The organism is Actinoplanes sp. M2I2, from assembly GCF_023544445.1.
Classification (GTDB): Bacteria; Actinomycetota; Actinomycetes; order Mycobacteriales; family Micromonosporaceae; genus Actinoplanes.
Genome location: NZ_JALPVJ010000007.1, coordinates 88824 through 108163 on the forward strand (window position 1 = coordinate 88824; position 19340 = coordinate 108163).

General features: G+C 71.5%; 17 protein-coding genes. All 17 read right to left on the reverse strand.

The annotated features are described in order from the left end of the window. Positions 1 to 10: 10 nt before the first annotated feature. A complete protein-coding gene (locus HJC40_RS14870; RefSeq protein ID WP_250001678.1) occupies positions 11 to 415 on the reverse strand; it encodes a hypothetical protein in 405 nt (134 codons plus the stop codon). Positions 416 to 473: 58 nt separating this feature from the next. After that, a complete protein-coding gene (dapB, locus tag HJC40_RS14875; RefSeq protein ID WP_308200901.1) occupies positions 474 to 1232 on the reverse strand; it encodes a 4-hydroxy-tetrahydrodipicolinate reductase in 759 nt (252 codons plus the stop codon). Further along, positions 1229 to 2116 (reverse strand): phosphatase PAP2 family protein, encoded by an 888-nt coding sequence (locus tag HJC40_RS14880; protein ID WP_250002056.1) that lies wholly within the window; start codon positions 2114 to 2116, stop codon positions 1229 to 1231. The genes dapB and HJC40_RS14880 overlap by 4 nt, the downstream gene beginning before the upstream one ends. A gap of 86 nt (positions 2117 to 2202) precedes the next feature. Beyond that, entirely contained in the window at positions 2203 to 3537 is a 1335-nt protein-coding gene (locus tag HJC40_RS14885) for a pitrilysin family protein (protein ID WP_250001679.1), read from the reverse strand. Between the two features lie 18 nt (positions 3538 to 3555). Further along, positions 3556 to 5895 carry a polyribonucleotide nucleotidyltransferase gene (locus HJC40_RS14890; protein ID WP_250001680.1) on the reverse strand — a complete coding sequence of 780 codons (2340 nt, stop codon included), beginning with the start codon at positions 5893 to 5895 and terminating at the stop codon, positions 3556 to 3558. A gap of 191 nt (positions 5896 to 6086) precedes the next feature. After that, complete coding sequence (rpsO, locus tag HJC40_RS14895; protein ID WP_250001681.1) at positions 6087 to 6356, reverse strand: 30S ribosomal protein S15; 270 nt, start codon at positions 6354 to 6356, stop codon at positions 6087 to 6089. 116 nt (positions 6357 to 6472) lie between these two features. After that, on the reverse strand, positions 6473 to 7405 hold the full coding sequence (locus HJC40_RS14900; protein WP_250001682.1) for a bifunctional riboflavin kinase/FAD synthetase: 933 nt from the start codon (positions 7403 to 7405) through the stop codon (positions 6473 to 6475). 113 nt (positions 7406 to 7518) lie between these two features. Then, on the reverse strand, positions 7519 to 8400 hold the full coding sequence (gene truB / locus HJC40_RS14905; RefSeq protein WP_308200902.1) for a tRNA pseudouridine(55) synthase TruB: 882 nt from the start codon (positions 8398 to 8400) through the stop codon (positions 7519 to 7521). A gap of 65 nt (positions 8401 to 8465) precedes the next feature. Beyond that, a complete protein-coding gene (locus HJC40_RS14910) occupies positions 8466 to 9731 on the reverse strand; it encodes an MATE family efflux transporter (protein ID WP_250002058.1) in 1266 nt (421 codons plus the stop codon). 1241 nt (positions 9732 to 10972) lie between these two features. Further along, positions 10973 to 11932, reverse strand: coding sequence for a bifunctional oligoribonuclease/PAP phosphatase NrnA (locus HJC40_RS14915; RefSeq protein WP_250002059.1), 960 nt, complete (start codon positions 11930 to 11932; stop codon positions 10973 to 10975). Between the two features lie 143 nt (positions 11933 to 12075). After that, positions 12076 to 12552, reverse strand: coding sequence for a 30S ribosome-binding factor RbfA (gene rbfA, locus HJC40_RS14920; RefSeq protein ID WP_250001683.1), 477 nt, complete (start codon positions 12550 to 12552; stop codon positions 12076 to 12078). 93 nt (positions 12553 to 12645) lie between these two features. Continuing rightward, the gene (locus HJC40_RS14925) at positions 12646 to 12939 is read right to left on the reverse strand and encodes a DUF503 domain-containing protein (RefSeq protein ID WP_250001684.1); all 294 of its coding nucleotides are present in this window, start codon (positions 12937 to 12939) and stop codon (positions 12646 to 12648) included. A 53-nt stretch (positions 12940 to 12992) separates the two neighbouring features. Then, positions 12993 to 14015 (reverse strand): TRM11 family methyltransferase, encoded by a 1023-nt coding sequence (locus HJC40_RS14930; RefSeq protein ID WP_250001685.1) that lies wholly within the window; start codon positions 14013 to 14015, stop codon positions 12993 to 12995. Between the two features lie 65 nt (positions 14016 to 14080). Further along, entirely contained in the window at positions 14081 to 17143 is a 3063-nt protein-coding gene (gene infB / locus HJC40_RS14935) for a translation initiation factor IF-2 (protein WP_250001686.1), read from the reverse strand. Between the two features lie 92 nt (positions 17144 to 17235). Next, positions 17236 to 17559: a YlxR family protein gene (locus HJC40_RS14940; RefSeq protein ID WP_250002060.1), complete on the reverse strand. Its 324-nt coding sequence runs from the start codon at positions 17557 to 17559 to the stop codon at positions 17236 to 17238. Between the two features lie 67 nt (positions 17560 to 17626). Then, positions 17627 to 18655, reverse strand: coding sequence for a transcription termination factor NusA (gene nusA, locus HJC40_RS14945; protein WP_250001687.1), 1029 nt, complete (start codon positions 18653 to 18655; stop codon positions 17627 to 17629). After that, positions 18652 to 19269 carry a ribosome maturation factor RimP gene (gene rimP, locus HJC40_RS14950; RefSeq protein WP_250001688.1) on the reverse strand — a complete coding sequence of 206 codons (618 nt, stop codon included), beginning with the start codon at positions 19267 to 19269 and terminating at the stop codon, positions 18652 to 18654. Before rimP ends, nusA begins: the two co-directional genes overlap by 4 nt. Positions 19270 to 19340: the final 71 nt, after the last annotated feature.

Here is a 19340-nt window from a genome sequence, read left to right on the forward strand (position 1 = left end):
GCCGGACAATCTAGCCCTTGTCCGCACCCGCGGTCGTGTCCCGCACGAAGTAGCGCTGGAAGATGACGAAGATGATCGCCACCGGGATGGTGGCCAGCAGGGCGGCGCCCAGCTGGAGCGGATATTGCGTGCCGGCGCCGAGCGACCCGCTGACCAGGTCGGCGAGCCCGCGCGGCAACGTGAACAGCGACGGGTCCTGCACCGCGACCAGGGTGTGCGGGGACTCGTTCCACGAACCGGTGAACGACAGGATGGTCAGCGCGATCAGGGCCGGCCGAGCCACGCGCTGGTCGAGGTGCAGGGGTACCGCGGTGCTGATCGTCCAGGCGTGGCTGGGACTCGAACCGGACGTCCCCAACGGGGTTGTCCGGCTGCGCCCGCTGCCCGGCGCCCCCACGGTGACCGGCCTGCGCATCGCGGGCCGGCCGGTGGATTTCGCCGGCGGGAAGCTGACCGGCCGGCCCGAGGGCCTCTCAGTCGAGGAAGCTGTCCAGCCCCACGGTCAGGCCGGGACGCTGGAGGATCTTGCGCACGCCGAGCAGCACGCCGGGCATGAAGGACACCCGGTCGAGTGAGTCGTGCCGGATGGTGAGCGTCTCGCCGAGCGAGCCGAACAGCACCTCCTGATGGGCGACCAGGCCGGCCGCGCGCACCGAGTGAACCCGGACGCCGTCGATCTCGGCGCCGCGGGCGCCGTCGACCTCGTCCTTGGTGGCGTCGGGCATCGGGCCGAGACCGGCCTCGGCGCGGGCCTGGGCGATCAGCTTGGCCGTGTGGGTCGAGGTGCCGCTGGGCGCGTCGAGCTTGCGCGGGTGATGCTGCTCGATGATCTCGGCCGAGTCGAAGTAGCGGGCGGCACGGGCCGCGAACTGCATCATCAGCACGGCGCCGAGGCCGAAGTTGGGGGCGATCAGCACGCCGACGCCGGGCTTGGCGGCCACCCACTCCCGCACCTCATCGAGCCGCTGCGCGGTGAAGCCGGTGGTGCCCACGACCATGCTGATGCCCTGGTCGACGGCCCAGCGCAGGTTGTCCATGACCACGTCGGGGGTGGTGAAGTCGACGAACACCTGGGCGCCGGCGTCGGCCGCCTTGAACAGCTCGTCGCCCTGGTCGAGCATGGCGACCAGGTCGAGGTCGCCGGCCGCGTCGACCGCCTTGCACACCTCGAGGCCCATGCGGCCCCGGGCCCCGAGAACGCCGACGCGGATCGACTCAGCCTGGTTCGTCACACGGACAATTTAGTCCGCCCGGCCCACCAGCGTTCGGCCAGGCCCACCGCGGCGAAGACGGCGGCCACATAGAGCCAGCCGACCAGCACGTCGATCACGTAGTGCTCGCCGGTGTAGACCAGCGTGAAGGTCATCGCCAGCGGATAGGCCAGCAGCACCGGCCACCACCGTTTGCGGACCAGCGGCAGGAAGAAGGCGACGGCCATCATCGCGTACGCGGTGTGCAGCGACGGCATCGCGGCGACCGGGTTGGACTGGTCGGCCTGCAGGGCGTTGAGGGTGTTTCCCGCGCCGTGCAGCCCGATCACATCGAGCCCGCGCGACGAGAACCGGGCGACGCTCTCGGTCAGGTGGCCGTGCTCCCACGCCCACCACGGCGGCGCCGCCGGGTAGAGGAAGTAGGTGACCAGCCCGGCCATGCTCAGCGTGATCCAGCGGCGGATGAACCGGTAGGACAGCTTGCGGCTGCGCACCCAAAGCACCACGGCGACGGTCGGCACGGTCAGGAAGTGTGAGATGTAGACGACGGTGGTCACCACCTCCCACCACGGCACGTGAGCCGGGTCGTACAGGTGCTGCTGCAGCCAGATCGTCGGGATGCGGCCGCCGGTGAGCCAGCCGAACATGTCCTCGTCCGCGTCGATCATGAACTGGACGTGCGGCGCGAACAGCTTGTCGGCGGCGCCCCGGGACAGGTTGTAGAAGACCAGCAGGAAGACGACCGGCAGCCAGTCCCGCAGGAAGAGCAGGTGCTCGCGCCACGGCAGATAGTTGCGCCAGGCGATCGTGGCCAGCCACAGCCAGCCGAAGGCGGTGAGCGGGTCGCTGGTCGGCACGCCGACCAGCCACACGAACACCACGAAGGCCGCCGCCCACACCGTCATCCCGATGATCCGGCGCTTGCGCTGCTCCGGCGTCACGGTGGGGGTGGGCGGCGGTGGGCTCTCCAGCGTCGTCACGGGGTCCAAGGTTAGCGGTGTGCCCCGAACGCCGACTCGTCGAAGGGCCCGACCACGGCCAGCGACATCGGCTGGGAGAACAACTCGGCCGCGGCCTCGTTCACCTCGTCGGCGGTGACCGCGTCGACCCGGGCCAGCAACTCGTCGACCGACATGAGCTCGCCGTAGAGCAGCTCGGACTTGGCCAGGCGGCTCATCCGCGAGCCGGTGTCCTCCAGGCCGAGCACGTACGAGCCCTTGACCATGCCCTTGCCCCGGGCGATCTCCTCGGCGCCGACGCCCTTGACCGCCACCCGTTCGAGCTCGCCCCGGAGCAGATCGAGGACCTCGTCGACCTTGCCCGGCGCGCAGCCGGCGTAGACGCCGAACAGCCCGGCGTCGGCGTACTGGCTGGCGTAGGAGTAGACCGAGTAGGCCAGACCGCGCTTCTCGCGGATCTCCTGGAACAGCCGGCTCGACATGCCGCCGCCGAGCACGTTGTTGAGCACGCCCAGGGCGAAGCGGCGCTCGTCGCGGCGGCCGATGCCGACGCCGCCGAGTACCAGGTGACCCTGCTCGGTGTCGCGGTTGCGCACGACCGTGTGCGGCTTCTGGGTGGGCACCCGCTTGGAACCCGCCCGGGGCGGCGCGGGGTCGGCCGGCCCGGAGTCGAGCGCGGTGCCGGCCAGGGCCTTGCGGACCAGGCGGACGACCGTGGCGTGGTCGAGGTTGCCCGCGGCCGCCACCACGATGTGCGGCGGTGTGTACCGCCGCCGGTAGAAGCCGTGGATCTGGTTGCGGGTCATCGGGGTGATCGATTCCTCGGTCCCCGAGATCAGCCGGCCCAGCGGGTGCGTGCCGAAGATCGCCTCGGTGAAGACGTCGTGCACCTCGTCACCGGGCTCGTCCTCGTGCATGGCGATCTCTTCGAGGATCACGCCCCGCTCGACCTCGACGTCGGCCGGCTCCATGATCGAGTCGGCCACCGCGTCGCACAGCACGTCGACGGCCAGCGGGAGGTCGGCGTCGAGCACCCGCGCGTAGTAGCAGGTGTATTCCTTCGTCGTGAAGGCGTTGGTCTCGCCGCCCACCGCCTCGATCTCGGACGAGATCTGCAGCGCGGTGCGCTTGTGGGTGCCCTTGAACAGCAGGTGCTCGAGGAAGTGCGACGCGCCGGACATGCCGGGCGTCTCGTCCCGCGAGCCGATGCTGACCCAGACGCCGACCGAGGCGCTGCGGGTGGTCGGGATCGACTCGGTGACGATGCGCAGCCCGCTGGGCAGGACAGTGCGCTTGGCGCCGCCGGCCAGGGTCTGGGTAGTAGCGCGGGCCGGCTTGACGGCCGGCCCGCGCGAACTCACTGTCACAGTTGGTTGCTCGCGTCTTTAGTCGCGACGCTCGCCGCTGGGGCGCTGACGGCGACGGCGGGGCTCGCCGCCACCCTCGCCACGCGGCTCGCGCGGCGGGCGGCCACCCTCGGCGGCGGCCGGAGCGGAATCCGAACCGGAGGCGGCAGCGGCCGGAGCGGCCGGAGCCTCCTCGCCCTCGGGGCGGACCTTGTCGAGGTAGATCTTGCCGCGGGCGTCGATGTCCGCGATGGACACCTCGACCTTGTCGCCGACGTTGAGGAAGTCCTCGACCTTGTCGACCCGCTTGCCGTCGCCCACCTTGGAGATGTGCAGCAGGCCGTCACGGCCGGGCAGCAGCGAGATGAAGGCGCCGAACGCGGCGGTCTTCACGACGGTGCCGAGGAACTTGTCGCCGACCTTGGGCAGCGTCGGGTTGGCGATCGCGTTGATCCGCTCGACCGCGGCCTCGGCCGACGGGCCGTTGGTCGCGCCGACGTAGATCGTGCCGTCGTCCTCGATGGAGATGTCGGCGCCGGTCTCGTCCTGGATCGCGTTGATCGTCTGGCCCTTCGGGCCGATCACCATGCCGATCTTGTCGACCGGGATCTTGACCGAGGTGACGCGCGGCGCGTACTCCGACATCTCGGCCGGAGAGCTGATCGCCGCCTCCATCACGCCGAGGATCGTCGCGCGGGCGTCGTGCGCCTGCTGCAGGGCACCGGCCAGCACGTCGGACGGGATGCCGTCGAGCTTGGTGTCGAGCTGCAGGGCGGTGACGAACTCGCTGGTGCCGGCGACCTTGAAGTCCATGTCGCCGAACGCGTCCTCGGCGCCCAGGATGTCGGTCAGCGCGACGTACTGCGTCTTGCCGTCGACCTCGTCCGAGATCAGACCCATCGCGATGCCGGCGACCGGAGCCTTCAGCGGCACACCGGCGCTGAGCAGCGACAGCGTCGAGGCGCAGACCGAGCCCATCGACGTCGAGCCGTTCGAGCCCAGCGCCTCGGAGACCTGCCGGATCGCGTACGGGAACTCCTCGCGCGGCGGCAGCACGGGCACCAGGGCCCGCTCGGCCAACGCGCCGTGACCGATCTCGCGGCGCTTCGGCGAGCCCACCCGGCCGGTCTCACCGGTCGAGTACGGCGGGAAGTTGTAGTTGTGCATGTAGCGCTTGGACTTCTCGGGCGCCAGCGTGTCGAGCGACTGCTCCATGCGCAGCATGTTCAGCGTGGTGACGCCCAGGATCTGGGTCTCGCCGCGCTCGAAGAGAGCCGAGCCGTGCACGCGGGGCAGCACGCCGACCTGCGCGGTCAGCGGGCGGAGGTCGCGCGGGCCACGGCCGTCGATGCGGACCTGGTCGCGCAGCACGCGCTGGCGCACCTCGCTCTTGGTGACCGAGCGGAAGGCGGCGCTGATCTCCTTCTCGCGGCCCTCGAAACGCTCGTCGAGCAGCTCGTGCGCCTTGGCCTTGACCAGGTCGAGGGCCTCTTCACGCTCCTGCTTGGCAGCGATCTTGAGAGCCTCGGCGGTCTCCTCGCGGACGGACTCGGTCACGGCCGAGTAGACGTCGTCCTGGTACTCGAGGAAGGTCGGGAACTCGACGGCCGGCTTGGAGGCGATCTCGGCCAGCTCGCTCTGCGCGCGGCAGAGCTCGCGGATGGCCGGCTTGGCGGCCTCGAGGCCGCTGGCCACGACCTCCTCGGTCGGGGCGGTGGCGCCCCCGGCGATCAGCTTGACCGCGTTCGGGGTGGCCTCGGCCTCGACCATCATGATCGCGACGTCGCCGTCGGCCAGGGTGCGACCGGCGACCACCATGTCGAAGGTGGCCCGCTCGAGCTCCTCGAGGGTCGGGAAGGCAACCCACTGGCCGTCGATGTGCGCGACCCGGGTCGAGCCGATCGGGCCGCTGAACGGCAGGCCGGACAGCTTGGTCGACAGCGAGGCGCCGTTCATGGCGACGACGTCGTAGGGGTGCGCCGGGTCGAGCGCGAGGACGGTCTCGACGACCTGGACCTCGTTGCGCAGGCCCTTGGTGAACGACGGGCGCAGCGGCCGGTCGATCAGGCGGCAGGTGAGGATCGCGTCCTCGCTGGGGCGGCCCTCACGGCGGAAGAACGAGCCGGGGATGCGGCCCGCGGCGTACATCCGCTCCTCGACGTCGACGGTGAGCGGGAAGAAGTCGAAGTGCTCCTTCGGCTGCTTGCTCGCCGTGGTCGCGGAGAGGACGACAGTGTCGCCCAGCTGGACGATGACCGAACCGGCGGCCTGCTTGGCGAGCCGGCCGGTGGAGAACGTGATCTCGCGGGTGCCGAACGTGCCGTTGTCGATGACGGCGGTACGAGATTCGGTGCCGAGAGCGGTGTTCTGCTCTGTCATGTGGTGCGGTACTCCTTCGTCGAGGACCCGGCGGTCTACACAGCGCGGTTTCCGCAGCTGCCGGTCTTCGATCGAAGCGCCCAGGAAAGTCTGCCTGGGAACCACTACCGAGGACCGGTGGCTTACTGCGTACCGCGCGGGTCCGGTGGTAAAACTCGGGGGAGCGGCCGGTCGGCCACTCCCCCGTCAGATCAGCGGCGCAGGCCGAGACGCTCGATCAGCGTCCGGTAGCGCGCGATGTCCTTCTTCTGCACGTAGTTGAGCAGGCGGCGGCGACGGCCGACCAGCAGCAGCAGACCACGACGGCTGTGGTGGTCGTGCTTGTGCCGCTTGAGGTGCTCGGTCAGGTCGGCGATCCGCTTGGTCAGCATCGCGACCTGCACCTCGGGCGAACCGGTGTCGCCGTCCTGGGCCTTGTACTCGTCGATGATCTTGGTCTTGGTCTCTTGATCGAGCGCCATGTTCTCCGTGATTCTGTGTTGCCGAGGACTTCGGTTTCCCCGCGGCCCGCGGCGTCGGGCAGGCAGGCGGGACCGGTCGCTGGATAAGCCAGCGTCGTCTCAACCCTACCAGCACGTCAGCGGAGCAGCGCGCGGGTCTGTTCCACGTCCTCGCCGATCTGAGCGATCAAAGGCTCGATGGCATCGTACGTCCGCTGCTCCCGCAGATGGGCCACGAAATCCAGGCTCACGCGCTCCCCGTAGAGATCACCTTCGAAGTCGAGCACATAGGCCTCGACGCGTCGTTCCCGCCCCGAGAAGGTGGGATTGGTGCCGATCGAGACGCTCGCGGGCAGGCGCGCGGCCTGTTCACCCGCACGGATCAGCCAGGCCGCGTAGACCCCGTCGGCCGGCACGGCGGCATAGCGGTGCACCATCAGGTTGGCGGTGGGATAGCCGATCTCGCGGCCGCGCTGATCCCCCCGCACGACCACGCCGGCCAGCCGGTGCGGGCGCCCGAGCGCCGCGGCGGCCGCCCGCACGTCCCCCGCGTCGACACAGCTGCGGATGTACGTCGACGAGAAGACCAGCCCGTCCTCCGACACCAGCGGCGCGTCCTCCACGGTGAACCCGAAGGACACCCCCAGCCGTTCGAGCAGCCCCACATCGCCGGCGGCCCGATGCCCGAACCGGAAGTTGTCCCCCACCACCACGACCGCCGCGTGCAGCGCGTCGACCAGCACGTCGTGCGCGAACGCCTCGGGGCTGAGCTGCGAGAACGCCGGCGTGAAGGGCACCACGCAGAGCGCGTCGACGCCCAGCTGCTCGATGAGCTCGGCCTTGCGCACCGGCTCGGTCAGCACCGCCGGATGCGAGCCCGGCCGCACCACCTCGGCCGGATGCGGGTCGAACGTCACCACCACCGACTGAAGCCCCAGGTCGCGGGCGCGCTTCACGGCGTGCCCGATGATCGCCTGGTGGCCGCGGTGCACCCCGTCGAAGACCCCGATCGTGACGACCGACCGCCCCCACCCGCCAGGCACCGCCTCGAATCCGCGCCACCGTTGCATGTCCAGCCCTCCCGGCCTCGGCCAACGGCCCCAGCGTATCGACGCCCCCACCGGCACCCGTCGGCCGGGAACGACCCGGCCCGGACCAAGGGCCGGGACGCGTATCGCCCAGGTCAGGCCGGGGCCAGGACGATCTCGGCCCGGGCTTTGCCGTCGCGCTCCGAGACGATCGCCAGGACCTCGCCGGCCGGGCTGAACACGGCGTACGGGCCCTCGATGCCGACCGGGTCGAGCGGGCCGCCGTGGCTCAGCACGCGGGCCTCCTCGTCGGTGGCCGCACGCTGCGGGAACGCCTGCCGGGCGGCCTCGGCCATCGGCAACGTCACCACGTCGGGGGCGGTCTCCTCGAGCTGTTCGAGGGTGCGGGCCTCGGTCAGGGTCAGGCCGCCCACCGCGGTCCGGCGCAGAGCCGTCAGGTGACCCCCGACGCCCAGCAGCGTCCCGAGGTCGCGGGCGATGGCCCGGATGTAGGTGCCGGACGTGCACGTCACGTCGACGTCGACGTCGACGGCCTCGGGCGTCCGCCGGATCTCCAGGATGTCGAGGCGCGAGATCGTGACCCGCCGGGCCGGGATCTGGACGTCCTCGCCCTCCCGCACCCGCTTGTAGGCCCGCTGCCCATTGATCTTGATGGCGCTGACGGCGCTCGGCACCTGGTTGATCTCGCCGCGCTGGCGGGCCAGACCGTCGCGGACCGCCTCGTCGGTCACGCCGTCGACGGCCGCCGTCGCGGTCACCTCGCCCTCGGCGTCGTCGGTGATCGTGCTCTGCCCGAGACGGATGGTCGCCGCGTAGCTCTTCTCCGACCCGATCACGTACGTGAGCAGGCGCGTCGCCCGGTTGACCCCGATGATCAGCACTCCGGTGGCCATCGGGTCGAGCGTGCCGCCGTGGCCGACCCGCCGCGTCTTGGCCAGGCGCCGGATGCGGGCCACCACATCATGCGACGTCATGCCGGCCGGCTTGTCCACCACGATCAGTCCGTCCACGCTCACCGGACCACCTTAGGAGTCGGCCGGACCCGCGTCTCCAGTGCCTCACCCTCCACGGAGCGCTGGGGTCAGCGGGTGACGCCCACGACCGCCCAGCGGCCGGAGCGCCAGCGCCACACCGTCGTACCGAAGCGGATCAGGATGAGCAGGGCCAGGCCGGCCCAGATCCCGCCCAGGCCGAGGTCGAAGAAGTAGGCGATCCAGATCGCCGGGAGGAAACCGAGCAGGGCGGCCGCCAGCGTGATGTCGCGCAGGAAGCGCACGTCGCCGGCGCCGATCAGGACGCCGTCGAGGGCGTAGACCACCCCGGCGAACGGCATCAGCCCGATGAACCAGGGCCAGATCAGCGCGGCCTGGTCGTGGACGCCGGGGTCGGGCGTGAACCAGCCCGGGATGTGACCGCTGCCCACGGCGGCCAGGAGCGCGAAGACGACGCCGGCCAGCCCGCCGGCGATGGTCACCTTGCGGGCGACCGCTCGCGCCTCGGCCGCGCTGCCGCCACCGAGGGCCGCGCCGACCAGCGACTGCGCCGCGATCGCGACCGCGTCGAGAGCGAGCGCGCTGAAGAACCACAGCTGAAGGGCGATCTGGTGAGCGCCCACGGATTCGACGCCGAAGCGGCTCGCCACCGCGGTCGCCGACAGGAAGCAGGCCTGGAACGCCGCCCCGCGGATCAGCAGGTCCCGTCCGAGGCGCAACTGCTGCCCGATCACCGAAAGGCTGGGGCGGAGCTGCGTTGTCTCGCGCACCAGCGCGTACAGGAAGAAGCCGCCGGAAACGCTCTGGGCGACGACGTTGGCGACGGCCGAGCCGGTGAGCCCCCAGCCGACGGGGTAGACGAGCACCGGGCAGAGGGCGGCGGAGAGGACGTTGGCGCCCAGGACGTAGATCAGCGGGCGCCGGGTGTCCTGCACCCCGCGCATCCAGCCGTTGCCGGCCGCCGCGAGCAGCAGGCCGGGCGCGCCGAGGGCGGCGACGCGCAGCCAGCCGGCGGCGGCCTCCGCCGTCGCCGGGTCACCGGAGAGCGCCTGCGCCAGCGGGCCGGCGAAGGGCTGGGCGAGCAGAGCCAGGAGTACGCCGACCGCGAGCGCGAGCCAGGAGGCCTGCACGCCCTCGGCGACGGCGGCGGACCGGTCACCCGCGCCGAACCGCCGGGCGGCGCGGCCGGTCGTGCCGTAGGCCATGAGCGCGCCGAGCCAGGCGGCCACCGACATGGTCGTGCCACCGACCGCGACGGCCGCGAGCGGAAGCGAGCCGAGGTGCCCGACGACGGCGGTGTCGACGAGGACGTAGAGCGGTTCGGCGGCCAGCACGACGAGCGCCGGCAACGCCAGCTGCGCGATCCGCTTGGCCGACGCACCGGACGCGCCGACGGCAGCGGCGCTCGCGCCCGGTCGAGCTGCTGCGTCGGCGGGAGCGCTCGGGGCAGCGACGCTTGCGCCCGACAGAACTGCTGCGTCCGCGGACGAGCTGAAGGCAGCTGAGCTTCCGTCCGGCGGCGCTGTCGCGTCAGGCGAGTGCGCTGCCTCGCCTGCGACCGGTTGCGCTGTCTCGCCCCCGGCCGGGTGCGCTGGGCGGCCCGGGTCGCCGGAGGCGTGGGGCTGGGCAGGCGGGCTCATGGTTGTTCATGATGCCCGCCCAGCCGTAAGGACTGCAATGCCAGTGAAGGCTTACCGGTCCTACTGACGGGTGTCCATCGAAGTCTGCAGGGCGCGGCGGGCCTGCTCGCGGGCTTCGTCGGAGTTCTGGGGCTTCGGCTTCGCGGCCATGATCTTGGTCCTTCCACGGTGGGTGCGGACGCGGCACGACGACACACGTCCTGAGGAATCGGTCGAGCGGGCGTCACGTGGGCCGGCCCGGGATCGCCGGGCGTCTGGCACGGGTGACGCAACCCCGGCCGGTGGACCCGGGTGGCTCGAGGCTTCGCGGCGGGCGGTGGTCACGGCCGCGCGAAACCAAATCACCGTTCAGGTACCAAACTATCGTTCAGTTCCGCCAACTGGAGCGCTCTTCCCACCCAGCGGGACACCAAGCTCATTTCCGACACCCGCCCGGCAGCCGCCGAACAAGCCCCCACCTGCGAAGACCCTTTGCTACAACGCGGACCGGGCGAAGCGCGGCCCGCCCTCCGCAGACCGGCAGGAGCCCGCGCCAGGAGCGACCATCCCGCCCGAGACCCGGCGTGACAGTGACGCCCGACACCCGACTCCCCCACCGAGCGAGTCGCCGGCGACTCACCGACACGAACCTCCCGCGCCGACGGGGGAAGCCTTGGGTGGGGGCGCCGAGGTTGATCCGCCGCATCTCCACGTCGTCGTCAGCCCTGTCGGCGAGCGGTCCGGTGAGCCGGACACGGTCGCGGGTCCGGGCCCATCGCCCGAGTGAAATGGAGCAGGGCGGACGGCAATCACCCGCCCCGACCGCAGGACCAGAACGGACGACGAACAGGGATGAACAGCAATCACCCGCCCCACCCGTAGGAGTCAGGCCAGGTGACAAGCAGAGCCGGACGGCAATCGCCCGCCTCGACCGCAGGGGCCGGGACGGGCGACGACTAGTGACGCGGGCTCGGGCGTCAGGCCAGGTTGGCGTCCAGCAGGGGCCGGATCTGGGCGACGACCTCGTCGGGAGTGCCGTAAGCCGTGAAGCCGGCGGCCAGCCGGTGCCCGCCACCGCCCAGGTGCGCGGCCACCGCGCTGACGTTCACGCCGCCCTTGGAGCGCAGCGAGACCGCCCACTCGCCGGCGGTCAGTTCCTTGATGACCACTGCCACGTCGGCCTCGGCCACGCCGCGGACCGGGTCGATCAGCGAGTCGAGCACGTAGGGCCGCTGACCGTGGCGTTCCAGGTCGGCGCCTGTCGCGTACGTCCAGACCATGCCCCGGCCGCCGGCCGCCGCCGGATCGAGCAGCGCCCGGCCCAGCACCTCGCCGGCCAGTTTCATCGCCCCGAAGGGGCGCGTGTCGAACGTGCGGCGGGCGATCTCGGCGGGGCTGATGCCGGTGGCGATCAGGCGGGCCGCCAGCGCGTGGACCGACGGGGAGCGCACGAACTTGAACGAGCCCGTGTCGGTGGTGAGAGCCACGTACAGGCACTCGGCGATCGCGGCGTCGAGCTGGACGCCCAGGCGGCTCAGCAACTCGTCGGCCACGACCGAGGTGGCCGCGGCGGTCGGGTCGACCAGGCTGACCGTGCCGAAGCCGGTGAAGGACGCGTGGTGGTCGAGCACGACCACGCAGGCGTCCCCGTCGAGGCGATCGGCCAGCCCGCCCAGGCGCGACTCCGCGGCCACATCGAAGATCAGGATCAGGGCCGGATCGGTGTACGCCCCGGGCTCGGGCACGAGAAACTCGGAGCCGGGCAGCTCACGGTAGGGCTCGGGCACGTCGAACTCGCCGGGGAAGGTCGCCCGCAGCCGGGTGAAGCCCAGCCGGCGCAGCCCGAGCGCGAAGCCCAGCATGCTGCCGAGCGCGTCCCCGTCGGGGTTGACGTGGCAGATCAGCTGCACTTCGTCATCGACGTCCACGCCGCGGATCGCCGCGACCGCGGCATTCCAGTCCGACTCGGCGACGGCCGGCGCCGCCGCGGTGGCGGAGGACGAGCCCGGCGCCGACCGGGGCCCGGGGGCCGAGGAGGTGCGGCCCGGCTCGACACCGGGCCGCGTCACGGAAGAGGAGGTCAACTCTGGTCCTCGCGGGCACCGACCCGCTCGGAGGCCGGTATGTCGTCCTCGTCCTCGTCGTCCTCGCTCTTGTAGGGGTCGGGATCGCCCGCGTACTGCTTGCCGGCCGCCAGGCGCTGGACCTCTTCGTCGCGCTGACGGGCCGCGGCGAGCAGATCCTCCAGCTCCTTGGCGTGGTCCTGCACGTTGTCGAGCACGAACGCCAGGCTGGGCGAGTGCCGCAGGCCCAGCGCGTGACCGACCCGGGTGCGCAGCATGCCCTTGGCGCTCTCGAGCGCCGCCTTGGTGGCCGCCTGCTCGGTCGGGTCACCGAGAACCGTGTAATAGACCGTCGCCTCGCGCAGGTCGCCGGTGATCCGGGCGTCCGTGACGGTCACCATGCCGAGCCGGGGATCCTTGATCTCACGTACCAGCGATGCCACCAGCTCGCGTACGCGTTCCGCATGCCGACGCGTCTTGGCCGGGTCCGACATGTCGCCCACCTCCGACTGTGCTTCGCGGGTACGAGAACCCCCGCCCAACTGCTGAAGCGTACCCACGTGGCCGCGTGACCGAACGTTCGAGTGTCAGTCGTCGTCACCGTAGAGGCGGCGCCGGGCCGAGAGCAGCTCGACCTCGGGCCGCCCGGCCACCTGGTTTTCGCAGGTATCGATGACGGCCCGGGCCTGCGCCGGGTCGGCGGCCACCGCCGCCACCCCGATCTGGGCCCGCCCGTGCAGGTCGTGGAAGCCCACCTCGGCCGCGCTGACCTCGTATTTCTTCAGCATGGCGAGAATGGGGCGGACATAGGAACGCTTCTGCTTCAGGGACCGGGAGTCACCGGGCAGCAGCAGGTCGAACACTGCGGTTTCCGTATACATCAGCGACGAGATTACTGCCGGGGTACGACACCCGCCCGCCAATAACGGCCCGCTCAGGCGAGCCGGGCCACCAGGACGTCCCGCTCGATCCCCTGGTCGACCCGGTGCTGCAGCGGCAACTGAGGCACGAGCTCGAGCCCGTTGGCCAGCAGGATGTCCTCGGCCAGCTCGCGCCGCGCGACCTTGGTGTTCCACGACAGCCCGATCGCCGCGCCGTCCTTGAGCAGCGGGAGCCACTGGGGCACTGCCCGCTCGAGCAGGTCGAGCGGCCGTCGCGAGATGCTGCCGGAGTCGTCGTACGAGCCGTGCGCCACCCCGTACGGCAGGTCGGCGACCAGCACGTCGGCCACGTTGCCGCGCAGCAGCCCGTCGAGCTGGGTGGTGTCGGCCTGCAGCACCACCAGCTTCTGCACCGCCCCGGCCTTGTGGTCGTCCTTGCTGGCGGCCATCGTCACCTCGAGCCGCCGCGCGGCCCGGCGGCCCTGCCGGCGGACCGGGACGAGCTCGGCCGTGTGCTTGAGGCGCTTGCGCTTGAGCCAGGTCTGCAGGAAGAGCTTGTACGCCTCCACGTCCTTGCCGTCGATCTCGATGCCGACGGCGTCGTAGCCGTACATCAGGGCCTGGTTCAGCGTCGTTCCGCGCCCGGCCAGCGGGTCGAGGACGGTGAGGTGCCCGTCGAGCATCCGCCCGGCCGACGCCGAGGCCAGCAGCGTGAGGTTGAGCACGAGCTTGGTGAACTGCTCGTTCGTCTTCCCGGCGTACTTCGGGATGGTGATGAGGTCGCTGTCGTACCGGGCCAGCGGGCTCACCGCCATCGGCCGGAGCAGATCGTCCTCCGTACGCTCGAAGAGCGCGTACGCCGCCGAGAGGTTCGAGAGGTAGGCGACGTCACGAGCCGTGAGCGATCCGGTGAAGGTCAGGTATTCGACCCCGCCCAGAGCGGTGGTCTCGATGTCGTCCAGCCCGGCCGAGAGCACCGGCGCGAAGGCGGCCAGCTCGGCGGTCGCGAGACGGGCGGCCTGATCGGCGTAGACGCGGTTGGCAGAGGGCGCGAGCAACAGGGCGTACCGGGACATGGGTGCCATTGGACAGCAAGGCCCCCGGCGCCGAAGCGCCGGGGGCCTTGACTGGCGGTCGAACCTTACGCGCGCGGCTTCTCGCGCATCTCGAAGGTCTCGATCACGTCACCGACCTGCGGGCTGCCGAAACCGCTCATGGTCACACCACACTCGAAGCCCTCGCGGACCTCGGTGGCGTCGTCCTTGAAGCGGCGCAGCGAGCTGATCGTGACGTTGTCGGCCACGACGCTGCCTTCCCGCAGGATGCGGGCCTTGGCGTTGCGGCGGAGCAGACCCGTGCGGACCAGACAGCCGGCGATGAGACCGATCTTGGACGAGCGGAAGACCTCGCGGATCTCCGCGGTGCCCAGCTCGACCTCCTCGTACTCCGGCTTGAGCAGACCCTTGAGCGCGGCCTCGATCTCCTCGATGGCCTGGTAGATCACGCTGTAGTAGCGGATCTCCACGTTGGCCCGGTCGGCCATCTCCTTGACCTTGTTCGAGGCCCGGACGTTGAAGCCGATGATCGTGGCGGTCGCCTCGGAGGAAGCGCTCGCCAGGTTCACGTCGCTCTCGGTGATCGCACCGACGCCGCGGTGGATGACCTTGAGCTGGATCTCGTCCGGAATCTCGAGCTTGAACAGCGCGTCCTCGAGGGCCTCGACCGAACCGGACGAGTCGCCCTTGATGACCAGGGTGAGCGAGGTCTTCTCGCCCTCCTTGAGCTGCTCCATGAGCGTCTCGAGAGTCGCCTTGGTGCGCGAGTTGGCGAAGCTGGCCGCGCGGCGGCGGGCCTGCCGCTGCTCGGCGATCTGCCGGACCGTGCGGTCGTCCTCGCCGGCGAGGAACGTGTCGCCCGCGCCGGGCACCGAGGTGAGACCCAGGACCAGCACCGGACGAGCCGGGAAGGCCTCGGACACCGCGTTGCCGTTCTCGTCGAGCATGGCGCGGACACGACCGTGCGCGCCGCCCGCCACGATCGAGTCGCCGGCCCGCAGCGTGCCCTTCTGGACCAGCACGGTGGAGACGGCACCACGACCCTTGTCGAGGTGCGACTCGACGACAGCACCCTGGGCCGGCCCGTCGATCGGAGCGGTCAGCTCCAGCGACGCGTCGGCGGTCAGGAGGACCGCCTCGAGCAGCTCGTCGATGCCGATGCCGGGCTTGGCCGCGACGTTGACGAACATCGTGTCGCCGCCGTACTCCTCAGCGAGCAGGCCGTAGTCGGTCAGCTGCTGACGCACCTTGTCGGGGTTGGCGTCGGGCTTGTCGACCTTGTTGACCGCGACCACGATCGGCACCTCGGCCGCCTTGGCGTGGTTCAACGCCTCGACCGTCTGCGGCATCACGCCGTCGTCGGCCGCCACGACCAGGATGACGATGTCGGTCACCTGGGCACCACGGGCACGCATGGCGGTGAACGCCTCGTGGCCCGGGGTGTCGAGGAAGGTGATCGCCCGGTCCTCGCCGTTGTGCTCGTAGTGCACCTGGTAGGCGCCGATGCCCTGGGTGATGCCACCCGCCTCGCCGGCGACCACGTTGGTCTTGCGGATCGCGTCGAGCAGCTTCGTCTTACCGTGGTCGACGTGACCCATGACGGTCACGACCGGCGGACGAGTCACCAGACGGGACTCGTCGACCGCGGCGTCGAGGTCGATGTTGAACTGCGCCAGCAGAGCGCGGTCCTCGTCCTCGGGGCTGACGATCTGCACGTCGAAGCCCAGGTGCTCGCCGAGCAGCAGCAACGTGTCGTCGGAGCACGACTGCGTCGCCGTCACCATCTCGCCCAGGTTGAACATCTCCTGGACCAGCGAGCCGGGGTTCGCGTTGATCTTGTCGGCGAAGTCGGAGAGCGACGCGCCACGGGAGAGCCGGATCTCCTGGCCCTGACCACGCGGAGCGCCCGAGCTCATCTGCGGAGCCGACAGGTTGTCGAACTCCTGACGACGCTGCTTCTTCGACTTGCGACCGCGGGTCGGCCGGCCACCGGGACGCCCGAAGGCACCCGCGGCACCGCCGCCACGACCGCGACCGCCGCCACCGGGACGACCGGGAGCACCGGCACCGGCCGGAGCACCGCCGCCACCACCGGGGCCGCCACGGTAGCCACCGCCACCGCCGCCACCGGGACGGAAGCCGCCACCGCCACCGGCGCCACCACCGGCGCCGCCACGGTAGCCACCGCCACCGCCTGCGCCGCCACCGGCACCGCCGGGACGGAAGCCGCCACCGCCGCCACCGGGACCGCCACGGCCGCCGCCGGGACCACCGGGACGACCGGCGCCACCGCCGGGACCACCACGGCCGGGACCGGCCGGGCGCTGCGCGGGCATGGACGCGGGGCTGGGCCGCGGCGGCATCGACGCCGGGCTCGGCCGCGGCGGCATGCCGGGCTGGTTGGGCCGGGGCATCGCGGAGGGCGTGGGCCGAGACCCACCGCCGGACACACCGAACGGGTTGTTACCGGGACCACGCTGCGGCGGACGCGGAGCGCCACCGCCGGGACCGGGACGGGTGCCACCCGGAGCACCGGGAGCCGCGGGACGACCGGCGGCGGGCGAACCCGGACGCGGCGGAACCGAACCGGGACCCGGCGGACGGGGACGCGAACCGGCGTCGGCCGCCGGCTGCTGGGCGCGACGCTCGGCGTCGCGGGTGCGGGCGGCCTGTGCGGCCTTGACCGCGGCCTCCTGCTCGGCCTTGAGGGCCGAGGCACGAGCCTCGGCCGCCGCGACCTCGATGTCGTGGGCGCTCGCCGGCTTGGCGACCGGACCGGGCGTGGGGCCCGGACGGCCGGCCGGCGGCTTGGGACGCGCGAAGGAACCGGGCGACGGCGCCGAGGACGTGGGGGCGCTGGGCGCACCCTCGGCCGGGGCGGTGGGCCGGCGTGGCGGCTGAGGCCGCACGCTCGGCGGAGCCGGTCGGACGGCGGAGGTGGGCGCGGGCGCGCTGGGAGCCGACGCGGCGGGGGCCGCCGGAGCGGAACCTGCCTCGAGAGCGCCTCGCAGACGCCGGGCCACCGGGGCCTCGACCGTGCTGGATGCGGACTTGACGAACTCGCCCATCTCCTTGAGCTTGGCGAGAACGGTCTTGCTGTCGACCCCGAGCTCCTTCGCGAGCTCGTGTACGCGGGCCTTTCCTGGCACTGCACTCCTCACTTCGAGGTCGTGCGAGCGCACCCGCAACGACCTCACTCGTGCACTAGAAGCCTGTTCATTTCAGGGACTTCATCGTGTGCTCATCTTGGTCGTCCTACCTTGCTGGGTCGTGATGGGGCCACCATGGCCACATCATCGGTCGTTCCGTGAGGCAGGACCTCACGGATGTGCTCGGCCAGCAATCCGGTGTCAGCAACACCGGTGAGTCGCAGCGCCCGCCCGAAGGCGCGGCGCCGCTCCGCCAGCGCGAAGCAAGCCGGATCGGGATGCAGATGCGCTCCCCGGCCCGGCAGTCGGCGGCCCGGATCGGGCTGGAGCCGGAGGTCAACCCCGGAACCGGCCGCGACGAACCGAATCAACTCGGCGGCCGGCGCGCGCTTGCGACAACCAACACACGTCCGCATGAAAACGGCGCCCGTCGGGCCGACCGTAGGCAAGTCTACCCCTCGTACGCCGGGAACGCGTATTCGGTCAGCTTCCGGCCTCAGCCGCATCACGGTCACTCCGCGCGGAAGGGCCGGTCGGCTCGTTGTCCGGCCGGATGTCGATGCGCCAGCCGGTGAGCCGGGCGGCGAGCCGGGCGTTCTGCCCCTCCCGGCCGATGGCCAGCGAGAGCTGGAAGTCGGGCACGGTGACCCGGGCCGTCCGGGTGGCCGCGTCGACCACCTCGACCCGCAGCGCCTTGGCCGGGGAGAGCGCGTTGCCGACGAACTGGGCCGGATCCTCGGACCAGTCGATGATGTCGATCTTTTCCCCGCGCAGCTCGCTCATGACCGCCCGGACACGTTGACCCATCGGGCCGATGCAGGCGCCCTTGGCGTTGACGCCGGGCACCCGCGAGTGCACCGCGATCTTGGTGCGGTGACCGGCCTCACGGGCGATCGCGGCGATCTCGACCGTGCCGTCGGCGATCTCGGGCACCTCGAGCGCGAACATCTTCTTGACCAGGGCCGGGTGCGACCTCGACAGGGTGACCTGGGGACCGCGGAAACCCTTGGCCACGTGGACCACGATCGCGCGCAGCCGGGAGCCGTGCTCGTAGGGCGCCTCGCCGGGCACCTGCTCGGACTGCGGGAGCACGGCCTCGATCTTGCCCAGGTCGACCAGCACGATGCCCTTCTCGGCCCGTGCCGCGTCGGCCTGCACGATGCCGGTGACCAGGTCGCCGTCGCGGCCGGCGTACTCGCCGAAGTGCTGCTCGTCGGTGGCCTCCCGGAGCCGCTGGAGGATCACCTGCTTGGCCGTCATCGCGGCGATGCGGCCGAAGTCGTGCGGGGTGTCGTCCCACTCGCGCACCACCGTGCCGTCGGCGTCGAGCTCCTGCGCCAGCACCGTGGCGACGCCGGTCTTGCGGTCGATCTCGACCCGGGCGTGACTTTCCGCCCCCTCGGTGTGCCGGTACGCGGTCAGCAGCGCCGTCTCGATGGCCGCCAGAATGGTCTCGAACGGGATCTCCCGCTCGCGCTCCAGGGCGCGCAGCGCCGCGAGGTCGATGTTCATTCCTCGCCCTCCCCTTCGTCGTCGTCTTCGTCTTCGTCGTCGCCGAAATCGGCCTCGTCCAGCCGTTTGAACTCGATCTGCACCTTGCCGGCGCCCAGCTCGTCGAACCGCAGCTCGCGCGGTGTGCCGTCGACGTCGAGCACGACCCCCGTGTCGTCGACGTCGACGATGCGGCCGGTCAGCCCGTTGACCGCGACCAGCCGGCCGCGGTTGCGGCGCCAGTGGCGCGGCAGGGTGAGCGGCCGGTCGACGCCGGGCGAGCCCACCTCGAGCTGATACTCACCGGCGAGCACCTCGGCCCCGCCCTCCTCGGCCGCGTCGAGCGCGGCCGACATCTCCCGCGAGACGACGGCCACGTCGTCCAGGCTGATGCCGCCGTCCGTGTCGACCAGCACGCGGACGACGTGACGGCGGCCGGCCCGGGCGATGCTCACGTCCTCGAGGTCGTAACCGGCCGCGATGACCACCGGCTCGATCACCGCGCGGACCCGGGCCCGAGCCGCGGTCAGGTCGATGCGCGGGGCGGCGGGGACGCGCGACTCCTCGTCCTCGCGACGACGGCGCGCTCCCGGACCCTGTCCGGGACGGGCGCCACCGCGACCACGCTGCGTCATCGGTGCTCGACCTCTCCCCTGCAAAAAACTTGCCTAGCTGCAACAACCGGACAAACGACTGTATGCCGCCG